A 23,148-nucleotide genomic window follows, 5' to 3' on the forward strand; every position below is an offset into this window, starting at 1 on the left:
AAAAAGTAGTTGACGACCTAACGATTCCGCGCTATTTATTTAAAAAAATATTTCAATATTTATTTTGAAATGATTTTTGAAATGCCTAAGAGCGAATAAAAATGAAAAAAACGTCTTTTATCGCATGGTTGATTTCCCGGAGCACCCAGCGCTCCCTGAACCTGTTTTCCGCCTGCCTGCCAAGGAGGCTGCCATGAACCGGACTCTGGCAGCGCCAAGCGTTTGGACCGACGGCAAGCGCCACCTGTGGTGGTTGGGCATCCTGCCATTGGCCACCCCTCTGTTGTCCGGCGCCCTCGCCATTGCCACTGGCATCCAGCAACTGTGGTGGGTCGGCGTACTGGTGATCTTTGGCCTGATCCCCCTGATCGACGGGCTGCTCGGCGAAGACATCAGCAACCCGCCCGAATCCGCCGTCAACCACCTTGAATCCCAAAGTTATTACCGTTGGATCGTCTACATCGGCGTGCTGTTCGTCATCGCGTCGGTGGTGATTACCGGATGGCTGGCCGCCGGCGGCATCGACTGGATCATCCGGGGCGGCCTGCTGCACGCCACCGCCAACCTTGAACCTTCCAGCTGGTTGGCCCGCGCCGCCGGTTACATCACTGAGCGTGCGCAACTGCATGGCCAACCAAGCTGGTTTACTTACCTGGGCATGGCCATGTCGACCGGAGCCGCCACCGGTATCGCGATCAACACGGCCCATGAACTGGGGCACAAGCCTAATGCCCTGGAAGTGTTCCTCGCCAAGGTCACCCTGGCGCCGACCTTCTACGGGCACTTCTACACCGAGCACAACCGTGGCCATCACGTGCGCGTCGCCACGCCGGAAGACCCGGCCAGCTCGCGGCTGGGTGAAAGTTTCTGGGCCTTCCTGCCGCGCTCGGTGTGGTTCAGCGCACACTCGGCCTGGAACCTGGAGCGCGAGCGCCTGCGCAAACTCGGCCTGCCGGCCTGGCATTGGAAAAACGCTGTGCTCAGTGCCTGGATGTACAGCGTGGTGTTGTGGGGCGCGATGATTGCCTGGCTGGGGGCTGCGGTGATTCCGTTCCTGGTTATCCAGGGCATCTACGGCTTCTCGTTGCTGGAAGTGGTGAACTATGTGGAGCACTACGGCCTTAAACGCCAGAAGTTGCCCAACGGTCGTTATGAACGGTGTTCGCCTCGGCACTCCTGGAACAGTAATCGGATTGTCACCAATATCTTTCTGTTCCAACTGCAGCGGCACTCCGATCACCACGCCAACCCGACGCGCAGTTATCAGTCGTTGCGCCACTTCGATGAGTCGCCGCAACTGCCTTATGGTTACGCGAGCATGATTGTCTGGGCCTATGTACCGTACTTGTGGCGGCGGCGCATGGATCATCGAGTCCTTAATCATTATGCCGGGGATATCACCCTGACCAATCTTCAACCTTCACAGCGTTTGAAGTACCTGGAGAAGTACAGCGGCAGTGCCAAGCCGTTTTGATCTGAAGTAACACTTAGTGTTGTCGTGTACTCGGGGCCTGATTGCCGCGCAGGATTTTATCGCCCCGAGAAAGTGCTTTGACCCGAACAACAATAATTAAAGGGAAGGACGTACACCATGCAAACACCTGCCAAGTTCACCACCCATATCGTATTGGCCGTGCTGGGCCTGATCGCCTATCACCAGGCCCAGGCCGCGCGTATCGAACCGGCGGGCAGCGCCTTTACCGCCCAGGGCCCGATCAGCTTCTCCAAAGGCGCGCTGATCAGCGCCGATTGCACCATCAAGGTGGCCGGCAAGGTCGCTGCGGACGGTTCCTCGGTCAATGTCGACAAAGTCGAATTCGACGGCGGCCTCAAGTGCAGCCGGGTCGAAGCCATCAACTTGCCGTGGATCCTGGTTGCCAAAGATACCAGGAGCGGTTCCATGTCGAAGATCAGTGTGGATGTTCACGCCTTCGGCCTGGGCGGCAAGTGCGGGCCTTCTACCGCCGATGGCACCTGGGATAACGCCACCGGCAAGTTGGAAGCCGCCAATGTACCGATTGGCGAAGACTGCAAGATCAAGACGGTGTCGATCAAGATGCCGCCGAACTTCAAAGTTGTTGAATAGCGTGCTGCGGTAATTGAATTGAAATTTGGCTGGAAAGGGAAGTTCTGCAGTTTCACCGTGACCTCTCGTTCATGGCCATTACCCCCTGGCGAAATGACTCGCCATAACATGTGAGGAAAAACAATGAAAAGCTTGAAAACCCTCGTATCGTTGTCTGCTTTGGCTGTTTGCATGGGTGCTGCTTCGATGGCCAATGCCTATAGCATCACCCCGGTGAACTCGAGCTTCACTGCGCCAGGCACCATTTCGGTGAAGTCGCCATCGTCGTTCCAGGCCACTGTTAACTGCGGCGCAACTTTTACCGGGAACGTCGATGCCAGCGGTGTGGCAAAAATCACCGGTGTGGCGGTGACCGGCGGTGGTCTTTGTGCGCTGCCGAAAATCACCGGTCTGCCATGGACCTTGACCGCCACCGGTGCCGCTGCGGGCTCGGTCAGCAACGTTGGTTACACCATCGCCGCGTCGGTTCTGTATCCGGCGTCCAATTGCGGTCCATCCACCATCACCGTGGGCTACAGCGGGGGTGTGCTGACCGCCTCCAACCAGACCTTGAGCGGCAGCTGCACTGTGGTGAGCCTGAGCGTTACCCCAAGCCCGACATTTACCATCGTGCCTTGATGGGTAACTGACACACCGGGCTGATCACCTGTTGAAAGACTGGCGCCTCGATCGGGCGCCAGTTTGTGAACTGCCGGAAGCAAAACGAACCGGCGGGGCCGGCTCAGAGAAATAACAATAAGGAGTGCCGCATGAATAATAAGAAACAACACGTGCAGGTTTTGCTGGGGCTGGCACTGATAGGCGGGGCGATGGTGAACGCGCCTGCACAGGCCGGCGGTTTTTCAACACCGACCTACGGCGCACCCGGTTGGGGCCGGGCATTTGCCGGTGGCTCGTTGTTCAAGAACGATCCCAGTTCCGCGTACAACAACCCGGCGGCCATGGCGTTTGTCGAACACAACGTGGCGCAATTTACCGTCGACTACGCCCGCATCAAGATCAAATACAAAGGTGACGCCTCTGATTATGCAGGCAACCCGATTTCCAATACGCCCTTGGACGCCAATGGTTTTCCCGACGTCGCAGCGACCACGGTGAATAGCAACGACGGCGGTCAAGGCGGGTTCACTGCCTGGTTGCCAACCGGTTTCATGGTCATGCCCCTGGGGGATCGGTTTGCTTTCGGCCTGAGCCAGGTTGTGCCGCAAGGTATGCGCTCCACTTGGGATCAGGACTCGAAACTGCGCGACTTTGCAGTGGACACCAAAATTGAAACCGTAGGATTGACCGGATCCCTGTCCTTTAAGGTGAATGATCAATTTTCTATCGGCGGTGGCGTGATCGTGCAACACAGCAAGGGCTTCGTCAGCCAAAACGTGGACTTGTTGTCTGCCGCCGCGGTGTCCGATTCCGTGCTGGGCGGGATCAATTTTCCATCTGATGTCGGCAATGCCTTGATGCGTGTGAAGGTCGACAACATTTCAGCGGGCTGGTTTACCGGCATTGTTTGGAAACCCACGGAGCGAGACACCCTTGGCTTGAATTACCACGCCAAGATCAAGAACAAGATGACCGGCAAATACAATATTTACGCCGATCAGTTTTCCTACAACCTGATGACCCAGCCAAGTCCGTTTGGCGGTAGCGGTACGTTGGTGAATACCGCTTATCCAGGGTTAGAGCTGGCACCGGACGGCGCCCATGCCAGTGTCCAACTGGACATTCCTGCCACGGCCGGCCTGGACTGGGTGCACCAGTTCAACGATCGCTTCACGATGGGGGCCAGTGTGACCTGGACTGAGTGGTCCTCTTTCAAAGACCTGACGCTCGAGTCCGGTGGCACCACCATTGTGTCCATTCCCTACAACTACAAGAACACCTGGATGTACTCCCTCGGCGGTGACTACCGCTTGACCGATGAGTTGACCTTGCGTGCAGGTGTAGCCCTTGACCAGACACCTACACGCAATTCGACCCGCGACCCGCGAATCCCGGATGGCGACCGTACATTCCTGTCGTTGGGGGCTGGTTACGATGTGAAAGCAATCAAGGGCCTCAGTCTTGACTTGGCCTATTCCCACCAGTTCGTGCAAGAGGTCAAGCTCAAGACTCAAAACGTCGATCGCCTGGGTGGCGCAAGCCTGAATGGCAAGGCGGAGTCGTCGGGCGATGTGGTGAGCGTGTCGGCCACCTACGCGTTCTGATATTTCATAGAGGGTGATGGAAAAGGCACCAGGCGCATCTTGATGCCTTCACCCTCATTCCACGTCGACAGTTCCTTGAGTATTGGCATTCCAGGCTGATTCATTCAGCCGCTATTTTTTCGCCCAGGCATTAAATAAAAATTTCAAAACAAAATTTGAATTTGTCTTTCCAAGTTTGTAGTGTGGCTTTACGCCGCAGGTCGATCCGACCTTTCGCACGTAAACAACGCCCTGAATCGAGTAGAGGTATCCCTATGGTTATCTGGTTATTGGTGGGTGTCGCAGCCGCGATTGCCCTGGCGTATCGACAAGCTGCCGCCACCCTGTGGCTGGGCGCTGGCCTGATCTGGCTGACAGCGGGTTACCTGTTCAATGGGGTGGCGGCTTTCGGCGCCACCGTCGCGGCCGTGCTGGTGGTATTGCCGGCGTTGTTGATGAGCCTCAAACCGCTGCGCCGCGCGCTGTTGACCGGCAAGGCCCTCAATCTGTTTCGCACGATCATGCCGGCGATGTCCGACACCGAACGCGCCGCCATCGAGTCCGGCACCGTGTGGTGGGACGCCGAGCTGTTCAGCGGCAAGCCCGACTGGCAGCGCCTGTTGCAAGCGGCCCCGGCGAGCCTCAGCGCCGAGGAGCAAGCCTTTCTCGACAATGAAGTGGAAACCCTGTGCGACATCGCCAACGACTGGGAAACCACCCAGGTCTGGCAGGACATGTCCCCCGAAGGCTGGCAGTACACCAAGGACGCCGGCTTCCTTGGCATGATCATTCCCAAGCAGTACGGCGGCAAAGGCTTCTCCCACTATGCCCATTCCCAAGTGGTGATGAAACTGTCGACGCGCTGCTCGGCGGCGGCGATTTCGGTGATGGTGCCCAACTCCCTGGGCCCGGCCGAACTGCTGCTGCATTACGGCACCGATGCCCAGCGCAATTACTACCTGCCACGCCTGGCCCGGGGCGAAGACATCCCGTGCTTTGCCCTGACCAGCCCGTACGCCGGCTCCGATGCCGGGGCGATTCCCGATGTGGGCATCGTCTGTAAAGGCACCCATGAAGGCCAGGAGGTACTGGGGTTTCGTGTGACCTGGGACAAGCGCTATATCACCCTCGGGCCGATCGCCACGGTGCTCGGTCTGGCGTTTCGCGCGGAAGATCCGGACGGATTGCTGGGGCCGAAGGGCTCTCTCGGCATCACCTGTGCCCTGATCCCCACCTCCCATCCCGGCGTAAACAGTGGTCGCCGGCACTGGCCGCTCAACGCGGTATTCCAGAACGGCCCGACCACCGGCAAGGACGTGTTCATCCCGCTGGAGTGGGTGATCGGCGGCCGCGAACAGGTCGGCAACGGCTGGCGCATGTTGATGGAGTGCCTGGCCGCCGGCCGCGCGATTTCCCTGCCGTCGGCCAACGTCGGCCTGGGCAAGGTCGCGGTGCGTGGTACCACGGCCTACGCGGCGATGCGCAAACAGTTCGGCTTGCCCATCGGCAAGTTCGAAGGGGTGCAGGCGCCGCTGGCGCGCATGGCCGGGCATCTGTATGCCTGCGATGCGGTGCGCAAGGTCTCGGTGGCTTCATTGGATGCCGGTGAGAAGCCCTCGGTGATCTCGGCCATCGCCAAGTACCACGTCACCGAACGCGCGCGGATGATCGTCAACGACGGCATGGACATTGTTGCCGGCAAGGGCATCTGCATGGGCCCGAATAACTTCCTGGCCCGTGCCTATCAGCAAAGCCCCATCGCCATCACGGTGGAAGGCGCGAACATCATGACGCGCTGCCTGATCATCTTTGGCCAGGGCCTGATTCGTTGCCATCCCTATGTGTTCCGCGAAATGGAAGCGGCGCGCAACCCGGACCGGCGCCAGGCGCTGGAAGACTTTGATAGCGCGATGTTCGGCCATGTGAGCTTTGTATTGGCCAACACCGTACGTTCGGCGGTGCATGCCCTGACCGGCGGGCGCCTGATTTCCGTACCGGCCAAGACCGACCCGGCGCTGGCGTCCTACTATCGCCAGGCCAATCGCCTGTCGGTGGTGCTGGCGCTGATCTCGGATATTTCCATGGGCGTGCTGGGCGGTGCCCTCAAGCGCAAGGAAAGTATCACCGGGCGTTTGGGCGATATTCTGTCGCAGCTGTACATCCTGTCCTGCGTGCTCAAGCGCTTCGAGGATGACGGCCGGCCCCAGGCAGACCTGCCGCTGGTGCATTGGGCGGCACAGGACGCATTGCTGCGTGCCCATGAAGCCCTTGCCGAAGTGCTGGACAACTACCCCTCCACAGCGGCGGCGGCGGTGCTGCGTGGCTTGACGTTCCCGTTCGGTATTGCGTTGCGCAAACCTTCGGATCAGCTGCTGGCCCAGGTGGCCGATGTGGTGCAGACCCCCGGCGAAACCCGCGACCGCCTGCTGGCCAATTCCTACATTCCGCGTCCGGAAATCGACAAGCTGGCCTACGGCGAGTTGGGCTTGCGCCTGCTGCCGCAAGTCGAGCTGATCGACGCCCGGCTCAAGCCGGCCATCAGGCAAGGCCTGCTCGAACCGATGCCGATTGCCGCCACGGCCTTTACCGCCTGGCGCGTCAAGGCGCGGGCGCTGGACCTGATCAGCGACGACGAAGACGCCTTGCTGGCGCGCTATGTGGAATACGCCGACCACGCTATCCAGGTGGATGACTTCCCCCAGGACTTCGGTTTGCTGGAGGCGTTGCAGCAGCGCAGGCAGGCGTTGGAACCGGCGCCCAAACGCCGAGCCGCCCAAGGTGAAAACGCCCCGGTCAACTGATGTGGGAGGGGGCTTGCCCCCGATAGCGATTTGTCTATACCCATCCTGTGGTCTGACACACCGCTATCGGGGGCATGCCCCCTCCCACACAGACCGGGTTTACACGGCAAGTTTGTGTGGTGAGTGGATCTATCTATGAGTGACAGCTACCTATCGTTCGTCAATTCCCCCTGGGGCCGTCACCTGGCCCAGGTGGTGGGCTTGCCCCAGCCCGTGCCGTTGCAGCGTCACCGCAGCGGCCAGCCAGGCCTGGCCAACCCGGTGATTGTCGCCGGGGCAGGGCGCCTGGCTGCGCAGGTGCAACAGGTGTTCAGCGCCACCGACACGGTCACCGCCACCCCGGCGACGCCCAAGGCGCCGTCCACGGTCAAGGTGCAGGGCGCAGTGTTCGATGCCAGCGGCATAACCGGCCTGCAGCAACTGGACGAGCTCTATGAGTTCTTCCACGCCAACGCCAGGCGCCTGGGCCAACACGGCCGCGTTGTGGTGCTGGGCACCGCGCCGGAACACTGCACCGAGTTGCCCCAGGCCATCGCCCAGCGTGCGCTCGAAGGCCTGGTGCGTTCATTGGCCAAGGAGTTGCGCCGGGCGATCACTGTGCAGTTGCTGTACGTGGCACCGGGAGCGGAAGACGCGCTGGACAGCAGCCTGCGTTTCTTCCTGTCGCGGCGTTCGGCCTATGTGTCGGGGCAGGTGGTGCGCCTGGAAAAACCGGTGGATGGGCAGGTCGCCGTCAATTGGGACAAACCCTTCGCCGGCCGCCGCGCGCTGGTCACCGGTGCTTCCCGAGGCATTGGCCTGGCCATCGCCCAGGTCCTGGCCCGCGAGGGCGCCCATGTGGTCTGCGTGGACGTGCCCCAGGCCCAGGACTCGCTGCAACAGGCGGCCGCGAGTGTGGACGGTTCGGCGCTGCCGTTGGACATCACGGCAGCGGACGCCGCTGCCCAGTTGTATGCCCATGTCAGCCAATACGGTGCCTTCGATGTGGTGGTGCACAACGCCGGGATCACCCGCGACAAGACCATCGCCAAGATGCCTGAAGCGGCCTGGCGCAGCGTGCTGGCGGTCAACCTCGAAGCACCATTGCAGCTGAGCAACGCCTTGTTGGACAGCCAGGGCCTGAATCCGGGGGGGCGTATCGTGTGCGTGTCGTCGATCTCCGGCATTGCCGGCAACCTCGGGCAAAGCAACTACGCCACCTCCAAGGCCGGCGTGATCGGCCTGGTGCAAGGCCTGGCCCCGCGTGCGGCGGCGCAACAGGTGACGGTGAATGCGGTGGCACCGGGATTTATCGAGACCCAGATGACCGCCAAAATCCCGTTGATGATTCGCGAGGCCGGGCGGCGCATGAACTCGATGTCCCAAGGCGGGCAGCCGATCGATGTGGCCGAAACCATTGCCTGGCTGGCGCACCCGGCGTCGGGCGGGGTCAACGGCCAGGTCGTGCGCGTGTGCGGCCAAAGCCTGCTGGGAGCCTGAGCCATGGACTACGTGACGCAGATCATCGACCCACCGCCATCACGCGCGCGCCTGTTGCTGGACGGCGTACGTGCCCTGCGCAAACCCAAGCTCGACGGCGCACCGCTGTTGCCCAGGGAGCGCCTGGTGCGCTCGGCGGTGGAATTGTCCGCTGCGGGCATTGCGGCTTACGGCCGTGCCTGTGGCTTTCGCCGCGAACAGGGCGTGCCGCTGTCGTACCCCCATGTGCTGGCGTTCCCCCTGCACCTGATGCTGCTGACCCGTCCGAGTTTCCCGTATCCGGCCAGCGGCATGGTGCACCTGGCCAACCGCATTCGGCAGCACCAGCGCCTGCAGGAAGGCCAGGCACTGCGCCTGGAAGTCTTTTGCGAACGCTGGGTGGCCCATGCCAAGGGCCAGGCGCTGAGCATCGCCACCCGGGCCTACAGCAGCGGCACCCTGGTGTGGGAAAGCGACAGCCTGTACCTGCGCCGCGAGGTGAAAGGTCCCGTCGGCGAGCCATGGGAGGACGCGCTGGCGTTGCAGGAGGAGGGCCTGTTACGCACCCAGCGCTGGATACTGCCTGCGGACCTGGGCCGGCGCTTCGCCACGGTCTCGGGGGATTTCAATCCGATCCACACCTCGCTGATCGGCGCCAGGCTCTTCGGCTTTCGCCGCGCCATCGCCCATGGCATGTGGACCCTCGGCCGCGCATTGGCCGCTCAACAACCCCCCGGGGGCCTGGGTCAGGCCGAAGCCCATTGCGACTTCAAGCTGCCGATCTTTCTGCCCGGCCAGGTCGCCCTGTGGCAACACCCCGTGAGCGGCCCGCGGCGCGAATTCGAAGTGCGCAATTTCGCCGGCGACAAACCGCATATGCGCGGGCTATTTGTCTGGAATGAGAGCCCTACATGAGTGACTACAGCTTCAACCCGGCCCCGACCCGCCGCGTGGCGATCATCGGCGGCAACCGCATTCCGTTTGCCCGTTCCAACACGGTGTACGCCCACGACAGCAATCAGGACCTGCTGGTGGCGGCGCTGCAAGGCCTGGTCGACCGTTACAACCTGCACGGCCAGCGCCTGGGCGAGTTTGCCGCCGGCGCGGTGATCAAGCATTCGCGGGATTTCAACCTGGCGCGTGAATCGCTGCTGTCGACCACCTTGTCCCCGCAGACCCCGGCCTACGATGTGCAGCAAGCCTGCGGCACCGGCCTGGAAGCGGCCTTGCTGGTGGCGAATAAGATCGCCCTCGGCCAGATCGACGTGGGCATCGCCGGTGGCGCCGACACCACCTCCGACGCGCCCATCGGCATCAATGAATCCCTGCGCCACACCTTGCTCGCGGCCAACCGCGCCAAGGGCATGGGCGACAAGGTGAAGGCACTGCTGAAGGTGCGTCCGTCGATGTTGTTCAAGCCGCTGTTGCCGCGTAATGGCGAGCCGCGTACCGGTTTGTCCATGGGCGAACATTGCGAAGCAATGGCCCAACGCTGGCAGATCAAGCGCCTGGCCCAGGACGAGTTGGCCCTCACCAGCCACCAGCGCCTGGATGCCGCGTATCAGCGCGGTTTCTTCGACGACCTGATCAGCCCCCATCGCGGCCTGGCGCGGGACAACAACCTGCGCGCCGACGCCAGCCTGGAGAAACTCGCCGGCCTGTCCCCGGCCTACGACCGCCAGCACGGTACCCTCACGGCGGGCAACTCCACGCCACTGACGGATGGCGCCTCGGTGGTGCTGCTGGCCAGCGAAGATTGGGCGGCCGCCCATGGCTGGCCGGTGTTGGCCTACCTGCGCACGGGCGAGACGGCGGCGGTGAATTTTGTCGACGGCAGCGAGGGCCTGCTGATGGCGCCGGCCTACGCCGTACCGCGCATGCTCAAGCGCGAAGGGCTGAGTTTCGCCGACTTCGATTTCTTCGAGATCCACGAAGCCTTTGCCGCCCAGGTGCTGTGCACGCTCAAGGCCTGGGAAGACGCCGACTACTGCCGCGAACGGCTCGGCCTGGAGGCGCCGTTGGGGGCTATCGACCGCGCCAAAATGAACATCAACGGCGGTTCCCTCGGCTGCGGCCACCCGTTTGCCGCCACCGGTGGCCGGCAATTGGCGGCGCTGGCCAAGGCCATTCACGAGCGGGGCGGCGGTCGCGGCCTGATTTCCATCTGCGCGGCGGGCGGGCTGGGCATTACCGCTATCGTCGAAAAGTAGCCCCATCAAAAACAACAATAAGGAGACTGCCATGAACGCTATCAGCCTGGAACATACCGAACGGGTCTGGTTGAACGCTTACCTGCCCGGCGTCCCGGCGGACATCGATGCCGGTATCGAGGACTACCCGTCGTTGCGCGAGGTGTTCCTGGAGCACCTGGAGAAATTTCGCGAGCGGGTCGCCTACGTCAGCATCGGCACCGAAATGACCTACGCCGACTGGCAGGTGCAAGGCATTGCGTTCGCCGCCTGGCTGCAGGGCCAGGGCGTACAGAAGGGCGACCGCGTGGCGCTGATGATGCCCAACTGCTTGCAGTACCCGATCTGCCTGCTGGGCACGATCCTGGCCGGTGCGGTGGTGGTCAACGTCAACCCGTTGTACACCGCCCATGAGCTCAAGCACTTGCTCAAGGACAGCGGCGCTGAAACCGTGGTGATCTTCGAAAACTTCGCCCATACCCTGGAAAAAGTCATCGCCGGCAGCAGCGTCAAGCGCGTGGTGGTGGCCGCCATCGGTGATCTTCTTGGCAGCTTCAAGGGCGCGGCGATGAACTTCATCCTGCGTCGCGTGCAAAAGCAGGTGCCGGCGTTCAACCTGAGGGGCTCGGTGCGTTTCAACCAGGTGCTGAAACAGGGCCGCGCGCTCAACCACTTCCCGGTGGACATGCACCTCGACGACCTGGCCTTCCTGCAATACACCGGCGGCACCACCGGGGATGCCAAGGGCGTGATGCTCAGCCATCGCAATATCATCGCCAACCTGTTGCAGGCCAAGGCCTGGGTCGGCGACCAGCTGGACCAGGACAAGCAGGAAACCAACGTCACCCTGCTGCCGCTGTATCACATCTTTTCCCTGACGGTGAACTGCCTGATGTTCATGTGCCTGGGCGGGCGCAACATCCTCATCGCCAATCCGCGGGACGTGAAGCGGGTGCAGATGATCCTGCGCAAGGAGCGCTTCAATGGCATTGCCGGGGTCAATACGCTGTTCAACGGCTTGCTGGAGAATAAGGAGTTCTGCGCTCGGGACTTCTCCGACCTGCGCATGGTGATCGCCGGCGGCATGGCCACGCACACGGCGGTGGCCAAGCGCTGGAAGGACGTCACCGGCCTGCCGATCATCGAAGGCTACGGCCTCACCGAATGCTCGCCGGTGGTGAGCATCAGCCCGATCGACATTGCGCGCATGCGCGAAATGGAATTCACCGGCAGCATCGGCGTGCCGCTGCCGTCGACCTGGGTACGGTTTATGCGTGAAGACGGCGAGCTGGCCGATATCGGCGAGCAGGGCGAACTGCAGGTGCGCGGCCCACAGGTGATGCAGGGTTACTGGAAACGTCCGGACGCCACCGCCGAAGTGCTGGACGCCGAGGGATGGTTGTCGACCGGTGATATCGGCGTGATGGATGAACGCGGCTATATCCGCCTGGTGGACCGCAAGAAAGACATGATCCTGGTCTCGGGCTTCAACGTGTACCCCAATGAAATCGAAGACGTGGTGGCGCTGCACCCGGGCGTCGGCGAAGTGGCGGCCATCGGCGTGGAAGACGGCGTGACGGGGGAAAAGGTCAAGATCATCGTGGTGCGCAAGGACCCGAACCTGACCCAGGAACAGCTCCTCGCCCATTGCCGGGAATACCTGACGGGCTACAAGGTGCCCAGGTATGTGGAGTTTCGCACTACCGAGTTGCCTAAAACGACGGTGGGCAAAGTGTTGCGTCGAGCCTTGCGCTAGAAAGGCCGGAACTGATTCGGACAGGCTTGCCACATAAGGACTACTTGCAACCCAGCGTTATCGCTGTGTATCTGCGTCCTGGTGCGACGCTGGACAGGCAGGTGAACACTTTTTGGCCAAACCGGACTGGAGACATCAAACGATGTTGGCGCCTGCTCTTGATAAACCTGTTACTTCCTCACGCCTGGACCCGGAGGTGGATCAGGGCAATAGCTCTTCCCCAAAACCAACGGCGAATGCGTCCGCCACCCCGCAAAAGAGCGCCTCAATCAGCTTTCAGTCGAGTGACACCCCGCGGTCGGCAGCGTTTTACGCGAACGCGGGTACCGCCGGCTTCGAGGCGCGTGACCGTGCACAGCAGATCAAAGCAGGTTATTGGCCGGCGGGGGTTATGAGCAATTTCAAGCAGTTCGTCCGTCACTGCTTTGGCGCCCATCGCCCTCCAAGGCCCGACCCGTTCCCCTGCAAGCCCTGCTACGGTTTTGGTAGCAAGAGCAATGCGGACCTATCACGCATGCTGCTCGACAGGTTCGATGACTTCAAGGCACCCCATGGGATCATCACCAAGGACGGCCTGAAGAATATGGCCGGCAAACCGCTGACCGGCGATTATGACAAAGACCAGAATATCCGCCTGGCACGGGAACTGATGAGGCGTGGAGACCTGGTCGACGATATGGACCGTCACCATATCACCGGCGGGCTGGATAGCCTGATCGATCGAAACAACCTCAACATCACGATGTTTAAAAACCAGAATGACAAAGAGTTGGCCCGAGAGCTGATGCGTGATTTCGATCTGTTCAAGGACCCGCAGTGGCCCATCCACCTCAGCCTCGAAAAACTGCATGAAGTTGCCAACTGGACCGTTACCAGGCATCCCTACTTCGGTCGCCAGGCCTGGCTGGCGAAGGAACTCCTCAGGCGTCCCGACATGCTCGACAGGCTTCACTTCCGCTGATTGAGAGGTGTGCAGGTGATCTGAAAGTTGGGAGGGGGCTTGCCCCTCCCACAAGGGTTTTGCATTGCGCTTCAGAGCGAGTTTAGGTTGACCCAGCGATCTTCACGGGCCGCCACACGAATCGCCGTCGCCAGCCGTTCCACCTCCCACGCCGCGTCAAAGTCGGTGCCATCCGCGCCTTGCCCCGCCACGGCCATGATCAACTCCTGCACCTCCAGGGTCTTCAGCTCGTTGTACCCCAGTTGATGCCCCGCCGCCGGGCTGAATGCCGCGTAGCCGGGCAGGGCAGGACCTGCCAGCAGACGCTGGAAACCGTCCTGGCCGACACGGCACAGGCGCAGTTCATTCAAGCGCTCCTGATCGAACGCCAAGGTGCCCTTGGTGCCGCTGATCTCGAAACTCAGGTGGTTCTTGTAACCGTGCTTGAGCCAACTGCTGCTCACCGTGCCGCGCGCACCGTTGGCGAAGCGCAGCAGGGCGTGCACCTGGTCATCCACGGCGATGGCTTTCTGCTCGGCGCTGCCTTTGACGGCCGGGCGTTGGGCGTGGACGGTCTGGGTGTCGGCACACACGCCGGTCACATCGCCCACCAGGTAACGCGCCATCGACAGCAAGTGGCTGCCCAGGTCCGCCAGGGCGCCACCGGCATGCTCCACTTCACAGCGCCACGACCACGGTGACGCCGGGTCGGCCATGAAGTCTTCGCTGAACTCGCCTTGGAAGCTGATGATGTCGCCGAGGTCGCCCTCGGCAATCAGTTGCCGCGCCAGGCCGATCATCGGGTTGTGCTGGTAGTTGTAGCCGACCCGCGTCACCACCCCGGCTTCGCGGGCGGCCTGGCGCATGGCATCGGCCTGCTCCAGGCTGACCGCCAGGGGTTTTTCGCAGTACACCGCCTTGCCCGCTGCAATGGCCGCCATCGCCATGGGAAAGTGCAGGTGGTTCGGCGTGGTGATGGCCACCACATCCACGGCCGGGTCGTCGATCAGCGCCTGCCAGTCGCCGTGGGCCTGGGCAAACCCCCAGGCCGTGGCACAGCGCTGGGCGCGCTCGGTATCGGCATCGGCCAGGGCGGCCAGCTTGAGGTGTACCGGCAGTTCAAATACCGCCCGGGCATTGTTGAATGCCAGGGCGTGGGCGCGGCCCATGAAGCCTGTGCCGATCAAGCCGATTCCGAGTTCACGCATAGCCGTGGTCCTTTGGATTATTGTTTTCAGGAAGGCTATTAATGGAATAAAAATTCCTAAATTTCAATAGATGGAATAAAAATTCATTAATCAGCCTGGTTGATACCCGCCTATTCAGGCATGGCCAAACGCCGTCAGTTAACAAAAGATAACGTAGCACCGATTGTCAGACGATTCGAAAGCCCGATAGGATGGCCCCTGCTTCCTCCAGGCGCTCTAGATTGCAGGTTTCAGGGCCCGGGAAGGCGAGACGACCTAACAATAATAAATGGGAGAAAGGTCTATGAGTGAGCCTGTCATGGGTTGGGTTGTTTGCCGCCCACGCGCCGCACGCAGGGTTGCGTTGCTGGCCGCAGCGCTCTCGCTGTTTGGGACTGTCGCGTTGCCGACCGTCGTCCAGGCCGCCAGCGATACCTCTTTTGCGATTGAATCCCCCAAGGCCGCCAAGGGCCTGATGATCGATGTCGTGCATGCCGGCAAGCGCCTGGTGGCGGTCGGTGATCGCGGGCACATCCTCTATTCCGATGACCAGGGCAGCATCTGGACCCAAGCCAAGGTCCCCACCCGGCAACTGCTCACGGCGGTGTATTTCGTCGATGACAAGCAGGGCTGGGCAGTCGGCCATGATGCGCAAATCCTCGCCAGCACCGACGGCGGTGCCACCTGGACCCAGCAGTATCAAGACCTCAAGCGTGAAGCGCCGTTGCTCGACGTGTGGTTCAACGATGCCCACCACGGCCTGGCCGTGGGCGCCTATGGGGCGCTGATCGAAACCACCGACGGCGGCAAGACCTGGGAAGACGTCAGCGACCGCCTCGACAATGAAGACCAGTTTCACCTCAACGCCATCGCCCGGATCAAGGACGCCGGCCTGTTTATCGTCGGCGAGCAGGGCAGCATGTTCCGCTCCAGCGACGACGGCCAGACCTGGGAAAAACTCGAAGGCCCCTACGAGGGCTCGCTGTTTGGCGTGATCAGCACCGCACAACCCCAAACCCTGCTGGCCTACGGCTTGCGCGGCAATCTTTACCGCTCCACGGATTTCGGCAGCACCTGGGAACAAGTCGAACTCAATGCCGCACGCGGGGCCCTGGAGTTCGGCCTGTCGGGGGCCACCTTGCTCGAAGACGGTTCGCTGGTGGTGGTCGGCAACGGCGGCAGCGTGGTGGTCAGCCATGACGACGGCCGGACCTTCAGCGTGTTCAATCGCCCCGATCGTATTTCATTGTCGGCCGTCACGGCGGCAGGCAACGGCAACTTGATTCTGGTCGGGCAGGGTGGTGTTCGCGTCGCCACACCCACTGGCGCCGAACCGACAAAACAATAAGAAGGCGGGGAACGCATGAGCAGTCATCACAACGATAAAGCGACCTTTCTTGAGCGCCTGATCTTCAATAACCGCCCGGCAGTCATCGTGATCTGCCTGCTGGTGAGCATTTTCCTGTTCTGGCAGGCGACGTTGATTCGCCCGTCCACCAGCTTTGAAAAGATGATCCCCCTCAAGCACCCCTTCATCGAAAAGATGATGGAACACCGCAACGACCTGGCCAACCTGGGCAACACGGTGCGTATCTCGGTGGAGGCCAAGGACGGTGACATCTTCACCAAGGAATACATGGAGACCCTGCGCCAGATCAACGACGAGGTGTTCTACATCTCCGGCGTCGACCGCTCGGGCCTTAAATCGCTGTGGAGCCCCAGCGTACGCTGGACCGAAGTCACCGAAGAAGGCTTCGCCGGCGGTGAAGTGATCCCGCAGAGCTACAACGGCTCGACGCAAAGCCTCGATCAACTGCGCAATAACGTGCTTAAGTCCGGCCAGGTCGGACGGCTGGTGGCCAACGATTTCAAGTCGAGTATCGTCGACATCCCGCTGCTGGAGTCCTACCCGGACCCGCAGGACCAGGGCAAGCTGCTGGCCCTGGATTACCGCAAGTTCTCCCATGAACTCGAAGACAAGATCCGCGACAAGTTCGAAGCCCAGAACCCCAACGTCAAGATCCACATCGTCGGCTTCGCCAAGAAGGTCGGCGACCTGATCGACGGCCTGGTGATGGTGGTGCTGTTCTTCGGCGTTGCGTTCGTCATCACCCTGGTTCTATTGCTGTGGTTCACCAACTGCCTGCGCAGCACCATCGCCGTGTTGAGCACCACACTGGTGGCGGTGGTCTGGCAACTGGGCCTGATGCACTTCTTCGGCTTCGGGCTGGACCCGTACTCGATGCTGGTGCCGTTCCTGATCTTCGCCATCGGGATTTCCCACGGTGTGCAGAAGATCAACGGTATCGCCCTGCAATCCAGCGAGGCGGACAACGCCTTGACGGCCGCGCGGCGCACCTTCCGGCAACTGTTCCTGCCGGGGATGATCGCGATCCTGGCGGATGCCGTGGGCTTTATCACGCTGCTGATCATCGATATCGGCGTGATCCGCGAACTGGCCATCGGCGCGTCCATCGGCGTGGCGGTGATCGTGTTCACCAACCTGATCCTGCTGCCGGTGGCGATTTCCTATGCGGGTATCAGCAAGCGGGCCATCGCCCGGAGCAAGAAGGACGCGCACCGAGAACATCCGTTCTGGCGCCTGCTGTCGAAATTCGCCAGCCCCAAAGTCGCGCCGGTCTCGGTCCTGCTCGCGCTGGTCGCCTTTGGCGGCGGCCTCTGGTACAGCCAGAACCTGAAGATCGGCGACCTCGACCAGGGCGCGCCGGAGCTGCGCCCGGACTCGCGCTACAACAAGGACAACAACTTCATCATCAGCAACTACTCCACCAGCTCCGACGTGCTGGTGGTGATGGTCAAGACCAAGGCCGAAGGTTGCTCGCGCTATGAAGCCATGGCGCCCATCGACCAGTTGATGTGGAAGATGCAGAACACCGAGGGCGTGCAGTCGGCCATCTCGCTGGTGACCGTGTCCAAGCAGATGATCAAGGGCATGAACGAGGGCAACCTGAAATGGGAAACCCTGTCGCGCAACCCCGACGTGTTGAACAACTCCATCGCCCGCGCCGACGGCCTGTACAACAACAATTGCTCCCTGGCGCCGGTGCTGGTGTTCCTCAATGACCACAAGGCCGAGACCCTCGACCGCGCGGTGCATGCGGTACAGGACTTCGCCAAGGAGAACAACAAGGACGGCCTGGAATTCATCCTTGCTGCCGGTAACGCCGGGATCGAGGCGGCCACCAACGAGGTGATCAAGGAATCGGAGCTGACCATCCTGATCCTGGTGTACCTGTGCGTGGCGACCATGTGCATGATCACCTTCCGCTCCTGGGCGGCGACCCTGTGCATCGTGCTGCCGCTGGTGCTGACCTCGGTGCTGGGCAACGCGCTGATGGCGTTCATGGGCATCGGCGTCAAGGTCGCGACCTTGCCGGTGGTGGCCCTGGGGGTGGGGATCGGCGTGGACTACGGCATCTACATCTACAGCCGCCTGGAAAGTTTCCTGCGTGCCGGTTTGCCGTTGCAGGAAGCCTATTACCAGACGCTCAAGTCCACCGGCAAGGCCGTGCTGTTTACCGGCCTGTGCCTGGCCATCGGCGTGTGCACCTGGATCTTCTCGGCGATCAAGTTCCAGGCCGACATGGGCCTGATGCTGACCTTCATGCTGCTGTGGAACATGTTCGGTGCGTTGTGGCTGCTGCCGGCGCTGGCACGCTTCCTGATCAAGCCCGAGAAGCTGGCGGGGCAGAAGGGTAACTCGTTGTTTGCCCACTGAGCCTGGCTAAAGAGCAGCGAGCGAACTGTGGTGGCGAGGGAGCTTGCTCCCGCTGGGCCGCGAAGCGGCCCCAACAATGGGACTGCTGCGCAGTCCAACGGGAGCAAGCGCCCTCGCTACGGTCCTGTCAGCGGGCCAGCGGCAGGAACCAGCGCTGCGCCAGCGCCTTGCCGATCAAGCCACGATGCACATCCACCACGGCCTGTGGGCTTTGGGCCCTGGCCAGTTGCGAGTAGTAACTGACCCGGCGCTGTTCGCGGGTCTTCAGGTGGGCGGCGGTGTAGGCCTGCTTGGGCGTGTCGGCTGCCGGGTAGTGGAAGTGGACGTACCACAAGGGGTAGCCACCCTGGTCGTTGATTGCGTATTCCTGGACAAAGTCCCGGCGGTCGCCGATCAGTTGAATGCGTTCGCCCAGCAGCGCCATGTTCGCGCGCTTTTGCTCGATCAGGAATTCTAGGTTGCCGTGGGTGGGGGGGAGCTCCAGGCACAGTTGAATACGCAGGGCCAGGCCGCGCTCGCTCAGGCGTGCCGCCGCCTGGCGCATGTCACGCTCCAGGTTCTGGTCCGCGAGCGTGCGGGCCTCGGCCGATTGGGCCTGGATGGCCTGATGCAGTTCGGTCGCCAACTTGTCGTAGCGCACCGACTCATACTGCAGCACCTCCTGGACCTCTTCCGGATGCCTGGAGATTTTCTTGTATTGATCGCCGCGTTTCAGGTGCTCTTCCAGCATGCCCAGCAGTTTGCGCGCTTCCCCCTTGACCAGGCTCAGGCTGCGGGGAGCCGGCGCGGTAGGTGAGGGCGGCGACTCCTTGAACTCGATCCATTGTTCGCCCCGTTGCGAGTAGGTGCCCAGCACCTCGCCCGTGACTTCCGAGCGAACCTCCACGGTTTCCAGCGTACCCAGCGGTTTGACCTCGCCGATAAAGGTGCCTTTTTTCGAGGTGCGGATGACCTTTTTCTGCGGTCTGCCCACCGCCGTCGGGCTGTGCCGGCTCGGGCGCGGGGCGGGCTGGGCAAGCGGCTTGATTTCGCTGGCCAACTGACTGGCGGCCTCCTCGTACAGCGCCTGCACCAGCTTGACCAGCTTGGCGAAATAGTCGCCATCGAACTCATCGGCGTTGACGATCCCAACCCCCTGCAACGAGTCCAGCCCCCGGCCATAGTGCTCCACCAGGCTTTCCAGCACGTTGACGCGTTCCTCTGCCGACAGTTCCAGGTCGTTCAGGTCGGCCTGGGTACGCAAGTGTTCCTGGAGCGGCTCAAGGATATCGATCAGCACCTCCACCAAGGGATGACCAGGGTGTTTATGGGTCATCAGTTCGTAGTTGCGCATCAGCAGGTCCTTGACGGCCAGCACGCTGATTTCCTGGGGGCGTTCCGCGGTCAGGCGAATGTAGTCTTCCGCGCTGGCAGTGCCGAGGTTGAACAGCTGCTCGAGGTAGCGATCGCGCAGTTCGAGCCAGCGCACCGAGCGCTCATTGATGGCAATCATTGCGCGAATGAACTGGCGGTAGGCCGGGAAATCGGTCAGCACCGCTTCGGCCAGGCGGCCGCCCTTGGTAGTGAAGTGAGGGTGGCTGCGGTAGAGCGCCGCGCGGTCTTTTTCGGCCACCACCACATGTTTGCGCACGTTGTTGATGACATTTTCCAACAGGCTCGCCACCGACCGGGGCGGCAGGGCAATCCCCAGCCTGCTGCGTTCCGGCAGGCTGTCCAGTTGCTGCTGGTAGCCCTGGGTCTGTTCCTGCAGTGCGGTATCGAATCGTTGGCGACTGTCGGCGTGTTGCGCTTCGCTGAAGCGCGAGTCTTCGGCGGTTCTGGTCATCACCGCCAGGATCACGTCGAGCCGTCCCTGCATGGTCACCTGGCCCTGGATGAACTGTTCGAAACTCTTCTTCAGTTCGCTGATGCGTTGCGCCTGGCGCTGGCGTTCGGCGGCAATCCGTTTCGGCGGCATGCCGCCACGCAGTCGCAGGCGGGTGTCTACCGACCACTCCCCGTGGCCTTCGCTGCGCAAGTACGGGCCGCTGAGGCTGGCGTCGCCAGGCATCACCACGCGGATATCGCCTTCCGGCTCCAGGGCAACTTGCAGCCACTGGTTGTCCACCAGGGCATGCCAGCGGTTTTCGACGGGGTAAAGCCCCCGGCGCGGCCCGTTCAACACCGGTTGGGGCAGGGGCGTCGGGCGTGGGGTGCTGAAACTGGCGAGGCGGCGGCGCTGGAGCGTGGTCAGGCGCGAGCGAGCCTGGGTAAAACTCAAGTCCAGCACGCTGTTTTCCACCCGCTCCAGCGCACCGGGCAGGATAACTGCGCCTTCGCGGATGGTGGGCGGGGGCGGTTGCGGCCACTGCTCGGCGATCCACGGTGCCAGGGGCGGGGGCAACGCTTGGTCCTTGAGCCCCGTCGCCAGCTCGGGAGGCGCGGCGGTGACCACGGGCACGGCTTCGAACAACAGCAACCCCAGGTTGAGCAGCAGGTCGACGCTGGCCAGTTCGCGTGCTTGCGGGTCTTCGGAGGCCAGTGCCGGAATGTCCTCGCCCAGGCTGGCCATCAGGCCCCACAGCCAGCCGGTCAGCATGGCCGGCCCACGCAGCAGCGGAAGCAACAGGTTGCCGAACAACAGGCTGCTGCCCTCGCGCAGCACCTGCCAGCGGCTTTCGCTGTTGGACACCGATTCGCGGTTGGCCTGTTCGATCAGGGCCCGGGCGTGATCACTGTACAGGTACGTCATCAGGCGCCCGGTCACCAGGCACTGCTGCAACTCGTCATTGATGCCATCGGCGGCCAGCGTGGCCGGCGCTGGCCTGTGCAAGGGGGCAAACTCGTCGCCCTGGCCAAAGCGCAATGAGTGGGGCTCGCGGAACCCGCCATTGGCGTAGATCGGCCGGGCCCTGTCACTCAGCCAGGTCAATACGCTGTCCTGCAGCGGCCCGGTTTCGGCGATGGCCTCCAGCAGCGCCTCACGGCTGGCAAATTCCTGCAGCGCCTCGGCGTACAGCGGGCGATACAACACATGGGGGCCGCCGCCGATGTCCTGCGGCTCGATCAGGTACATGGCGCTGACCGTGTCCGGATGGGCGCCGGGTGCCGACAGCAGGGCCAGGTGACGGATCACCACCGGCTGCTGGTCGACCTTCTGGTTGGCGGCTTCGGGCTCCATCAGTGCCGCCACCAGGCGTGCGCCCCGGGCGCTCAGGCCGGCTTGCTGCTTGAGGGCCAATTCCAGGGCCAGCAACGGCAACTGCACGGCCTGTTGTTGGGCGAACAGGGTTTCGCGCCGGAGTGCCTCGGGGCTTTCCCCCAGCCAGTGGGCCTCCAGCAGCCGCGGGTAGTGCTGGCCGATGTCCACGCGCGCCACCGGGCCGTCGGCTCCCATCAGGTAGTCGGCGGTCAGCCAGGCCGGCAGGGGCAGGCCGTGGCGGTGGGTGAGGGTCACGCTGCCGCTGGGACGGCTGGACAAGTTGTCGATGGCCAGGTCGGTCAGGCTCATGCGTTCATGGCGAATGATCCCTGACGTACCTGGGTAGCCGGCGGCAATGGTGAAGGTCAGTTGCAGGTCATCGGGGTGCAAGGCGCCGACGGAAGGCAATGCGAGGGCCGAGCTGCCCAGGGTCACGGCATCCTGCTGCAAGGCCTGCAACAACGCCTTGACGGTGTAGGTGCGCAGGTCATCGATCTGGCTGAAGGCCGTACGCCCCGCCGCGCGCCGTTTGGCGCCGGCCATGGCGAGGGCGTAGCGCCGGTACGTGGCCTGGTCGTCGGCATCGGCGTCGCGCAGCCAGGCCGGCAGGTGCTGGCGCAGGGTGTCCAGGGTCTGGGGCGGGGCGGTTGGCGTGTCGCGGAAAAACCGCCCCGGGTCGGTGATCTCGGCGTACAGCGCCTGCCAGGTACTGAACGGCTGGCCGGTGGGCAGGCGCAGGTTGCCGAGGTCTTCGAGCTGGCGATCGAGGATCATCGACGCCTGGTGCTCGAAGATATCGCCATCGGGCTCGTAGCGTTGAATCAGGATGTCGTCGACCTGGTACTGGCGGCCCAGTCGCTGGCCACAGGCCTGGATCAGGGCGTCCATGCTCGGGAAAACCTCGGCGGTGTGCTGCGGGTCACACAGCACCACCGAGACCTTGCTGTTGACGGCACGAATCAATGCCAGCTGCGGCCCCATCCGTGTGACCGAGCGTTCGGCGTGGGTGAGGGTGGCTTGCAGGGCGTAGGCAAACACCGCATTCACCCCATGCCGCGCAAGGCGGGCCTCGCGGTCAGGGCAGTCGATCAATTGTTCCAGGGTTTCCCTGGCGGGTTGGTCCAGGCCGGCCTGGCCCAGGGCGCCGATGCGCAGGGTGTCCCGCAAGACGCCGGCCAGCCAGTGCCAGGGGCCGGTGTCCCAATACGCCGCCAGCGCATTCTGCAGGGCGATGGGCAGCGTTTGCGGCAGTTCGCCGACCTGCTTCGCGATGACCTGCATGTCGAGTTTTTCCTCGGTCAGGCCGGGCAGTTTCAGGCGTTTGGGTGGCTCGTCCGAAAGGTACCAGGGCGAGCCGTTGACCTCGCTGAAATCCAATGGCGCACCACTGGCCAGGGCATCGTGGACCACCGGCATAAAGGGTTGCAGCAGCCAGCCGCGGCGTTGTGGCCGGGCCAGGCGGGTGCGGCGCAGGTCCAGGCTGAGGCTGGGGTACGTGGCGCCGATGGCCGTGGCGAGTTGCTCGCGAATCACGGTTTCCAGCGCCGGGCGCTGGGTGAAGCGTGCGCTGACGGCGTGGGCAATAGGGTCAGGTAGTTGCATAAAAATCCTTTTCAGGCGATGCCATG

At 62.5% G+C, this 23,148-nt stretch carries 14 protein-coding genes; 12 read left to right on the top strand and 2 right to left on the bottom strand.

Annotated elements, in window-relative coordinates; genetic code table 11:
• The first annotated feature begins 193 nt into the window (after positions 1-193).
• The 10 genes from BLQ09_RS11590 (at position 194) to BLQ09_RS30975 (ending at position 13,434) form a co-directional block, all read left to right on the top strand.
• Positions 194-1,474, top strand: a complete 1,281-nt coding sequence (locus BLQ09_RS11590; RefSeq protein WP_092356800.1) for an alkane 1-monooxygenase — start codon at positions 194-196, stop codon at positions 1,472-1,474.
• Positions 1,475-1,591: 117 nt separating this feature from the next.
• Positions 1,592-2,086 carry an alkane oxidation protein activator PraA gene (gene praA, locus BLQ09_RS11595; RefSeq protein WP_027608592.1) on the top strand — a complete coding sequence of 165 codons (495 nt, stop codon included), beginning with the start codon at positions 1,592-1,594 and terminating at the stop codon, positions 2,084-2,086.
• A gap of 123 nt (positions 2,087-2,209) precedes the next feature.
• Positions 2,210-2,704, top strand: coding sequence for an alkane oxidation protein activator PraB (gene praB / locus BLQ09_RS11600; RefSeq protein ID WP_027608591.1), 495 nt, complete (start codon positions 2,210-2,212; stop codon positions 2,702-2,704).
• 131 nt (positions 2,705-2,835) lie between these two features.
• Positions 2,836-4,290, top strand: a complete 1,455-nt coding sequence (locus tag BLQ09_RS11605) for an outer membrane protein transport protein (protein ID WP_027608590.1) — start codon at positions 2,836-2,838, stop codon at positions 4,288-4,290.
• A 254-nt stretch (positions 4,291-4,544) separates the two neighbouring features.
• The gene (locus BLQ09_RS11610) at positions 4,545-7,070 is read left to right on the top strand and encodes an acyl-CoA dehydrogenase (protein WP_027608589.1); all 2,526 of its coding nucleotides are present in this window, start codon (positions 4,545-4,547) and stop codon (positions 7,068-7,070) included.
• Positions 7,071-7,205: 135 nt separating this feature from the next.
• A complete protein-coding gene (locus tag BLQ09_RS11615) occupies positions 7,206-8,549 on the top strand; it encodes a 3-oxoacyl-ACP reductase (protein ID WP_092356803.1) in 1,344 nt (447 codons plus the stop codon).
• Positions 8,550-8,552: 3 nt separating this feature from the next.
• Positions 8,553-9,443 carry a MaoC/PaaZ C-terminal domain-containing protein gene (locus BLQ09_RS11620; protein ID WP_092356806.1) on the top strand — a complete coding sequence of 297 codons (891 nt, stop codon included), beginning with the start codon at positions 8,553-8,555 and terminating at the stop codon, positions 9,441-9,443.
• On the top strand, positions 9,440-10,738 hold the full coding sequence (locus BLQ09_RS11625; RefSeq protein ID WP_092356810.1) for an acetyl-CoA C-acetyltransferase: 1,299 nt from the start codon (positions 9,440-9,442) through the stop codon (positions 10,736-10,738). The genes BLQ09_RS11620 and BLQ09_RS11625 overlap by 4 nt, the downstream gene beginning before the upstream one ends.
• 31 nt (positions 10,739-10,769) lie before the next feature.
• Positions 10,770-12,473, top strand: a complete 1,704-nt coding sequence (locus tag BLQ09_RS11630; protein WP_092356813.1) for an AMP-binding protein — start codon at positions 10,770-10,772, stop codon at positions 12,471-12,473.
• A 142-nt stretch (positions 12,474-12,615) separates the two neighbouring features.
• Entirely contained in the window at positions 12,616-13,434 is an 819-nt protein-coding gene (locus BLQ09_RS30975) for a hypothetical protein (RefSeq protein WP_133822097.1), read from the top strand.
• Positions 13,435-13,505: 71 nt separating this feature from the next.
• On the opposite strand, the gene BLQ09_RS11640 is transcribed toward BLQ09_RS30975, so the two are convergent.
• Entirely contained in the window at positions 13,506-14,621 is a 1,116-nt protein-coding gene (locus BLQ09_RS11640) for a Gfo/Idh/MocA family protein (RefSeq protein ID WP_027608584.1), read from the bottom strand.
• 298 nt (positions 14,622-14,919) lie between these two features.
• Between BLQ09_RS11640 and BLQ09_RS11645 the strand changes: the two genes are divergently transcribed.
• Both BLQ09_RS11645 and BLQ09_RS11650 read left to right on the top strand, forming a co-directional pair.
• Positions 14,920-15,948, top strand: a complete 1,029-nt coding sequence (locus tag BLQ09_RS11645; protein WP_175472310.1) for a WD40/YVTN/BNR-like repeat-containing protein — start codon at positions 14,920-14,922, stop codon at positions 15,946-15,948.
• Between the two features lie 15 nt (positions 15,949-15,963).
• Positions 15,964-18,339 (top strand): efflux RND transporter permease subunit, encoded by a 2,376-nt coding sequence (locus tag BLQ09_RS11650; protein WP_027608582.1) that lies wholly within the window; start codon positions 15,964-15,966, stop codon positions 18,337-18,339.
• 127 nt (positions 18,340-18,466) lie between these two features.
• Here the strand turns inward: BLQ09_RS11650 and BLQ09_RS11655 are convergent, their stop codons facing one another.
• Positions 18,467-23,122: a dermonecrotic toxin domain-containing protein gene (locus BLQ09_RS11655; protein ID WP_092356819.1), complete on the bottom strand. Its 4,656-nt coding sequence runs from the start codon at positions 23,120-23,122 to the stop codon at positions 18,467-18,469.
• Positions 23,123-23,148: the final 26 nt, after the last annotated feature.

It is taken from the genome of Pseudomonas sp. NFACC25, from assembly GCF_900100935.1.
Classification (GTDB): domain Bacteria; phylum Pseudomonadota; class Gammaproteobacteria; order Pseudomonadales; family Pseudomonadaceae; genus Aquipseudomonas; species Aquipseudomonas marginalis.

What these genes read in the sequence shown, in the direction of transcription:
- BLQ09_RS11590 (WP_092356800.1), top strand. Translation starts at nt 194, where the DNA reads ATGAACCGGACTCTGGCAGCGCCAAGCGTTTGGACCGACGGCAAGCGC.
- praA (WP_027608592.1), top strand. Translation starts at nt 1,592, where the DNA reads ATGCAAACACCTGCCAAGTTCACCACCCATATCGTATTGGCCGTGCTG.
- praB (WP_027608591.1), top strand. Translation starts at nt 2,210, where the DNA reads ATGAAAAGCTTGAAAACCCTCGTATCGTTGTCTGCTTTGGCTGTTTGC.
- BLQ09_RS11605 (WP_027608590.1), top strand. Translation starts at nt 2,836, where the DNA reads ATGAATAATAAGAAACAACACGTGCAGGTTTTGCTGGGGCTGGCACTG.
- BLQ09_RS11610 (WP_027608589.1), top strand. Translation starts at nt 4,545, where the DNA reads ATGGTTATCTGGTTATTGGTGGGTGTCGCAGCCGCGATTGCCCTGGCG.
- BLQ09_RS11615 (WP_092356803.1), top strand. Translation starts at nt 7,206, where the DNA reads ATGAGTGACAGCTACCTATCGTTCGTCAATTCCCCCTGGGGCCGTCAC.
- BLQ09_RS11620 (WP_092356806.1), top strand. Translation starts at nt 8,553, where the DNA reads ATGGACTACGTGACGCAGATCATCGACCCACCGCCATCACGCGCGCGC.
- BLQ09_RS11625 (WP_092356810.1), top strand. Translation starts at nt 9,440, where the DNA reads ATGAGTGACTACAGCTTCAACCCGGCCCCGACCCGCCGCGTGGCGATC.
- BLQ09_RS11630 (WP_092356813.1), top strand. Translation starts at nt 10,770, where the DNA reads ATGAACGCTATCAGCCTGGAACATACCGAACGGGTCTGGTTGAACGCT.
- BLQ09_RS30975 (WP_133822097.1), top strand. Translation starts at nt 12,616, where the DNA reads ATGTTGGCGCCTGCTCTTGATAAACCTGTTACTTCCTCACGCCTGGAC.
- BLQ09_RS11640 (WP_027608584.1), bottom strand. Translation starts at nt 14,621, where the DNA reads ATGCGTGAACTCGGAATCGGCTTGATCGGCACAGGCTTCATGGGCCGC.
- BLQ09_RS11645 (WP_175472310.1), top strand. Translation starts at nt 14,920, where the DNA reads ATGGGTTGGGTTGTTTGCCGCCCACGCGCCGCACGCAGGGTTGCGTTG.
- BLQ09_RS11650 (WP_027608582.1), top strand. Translation starts at nt 15,964, where the DNA reads ATGAGCAGTCATCACAACGATAAAGCGACCTTTCTTGAGCGCCTGATC.
- BLQ09_RS11655 (WP_092356819.1), bottom strand. Translation starts at nt 23,122, where the DNA reads ATGCAACTACCTGACCCTATTGCCCACGCCGTCAGCGCACGCTTCACC.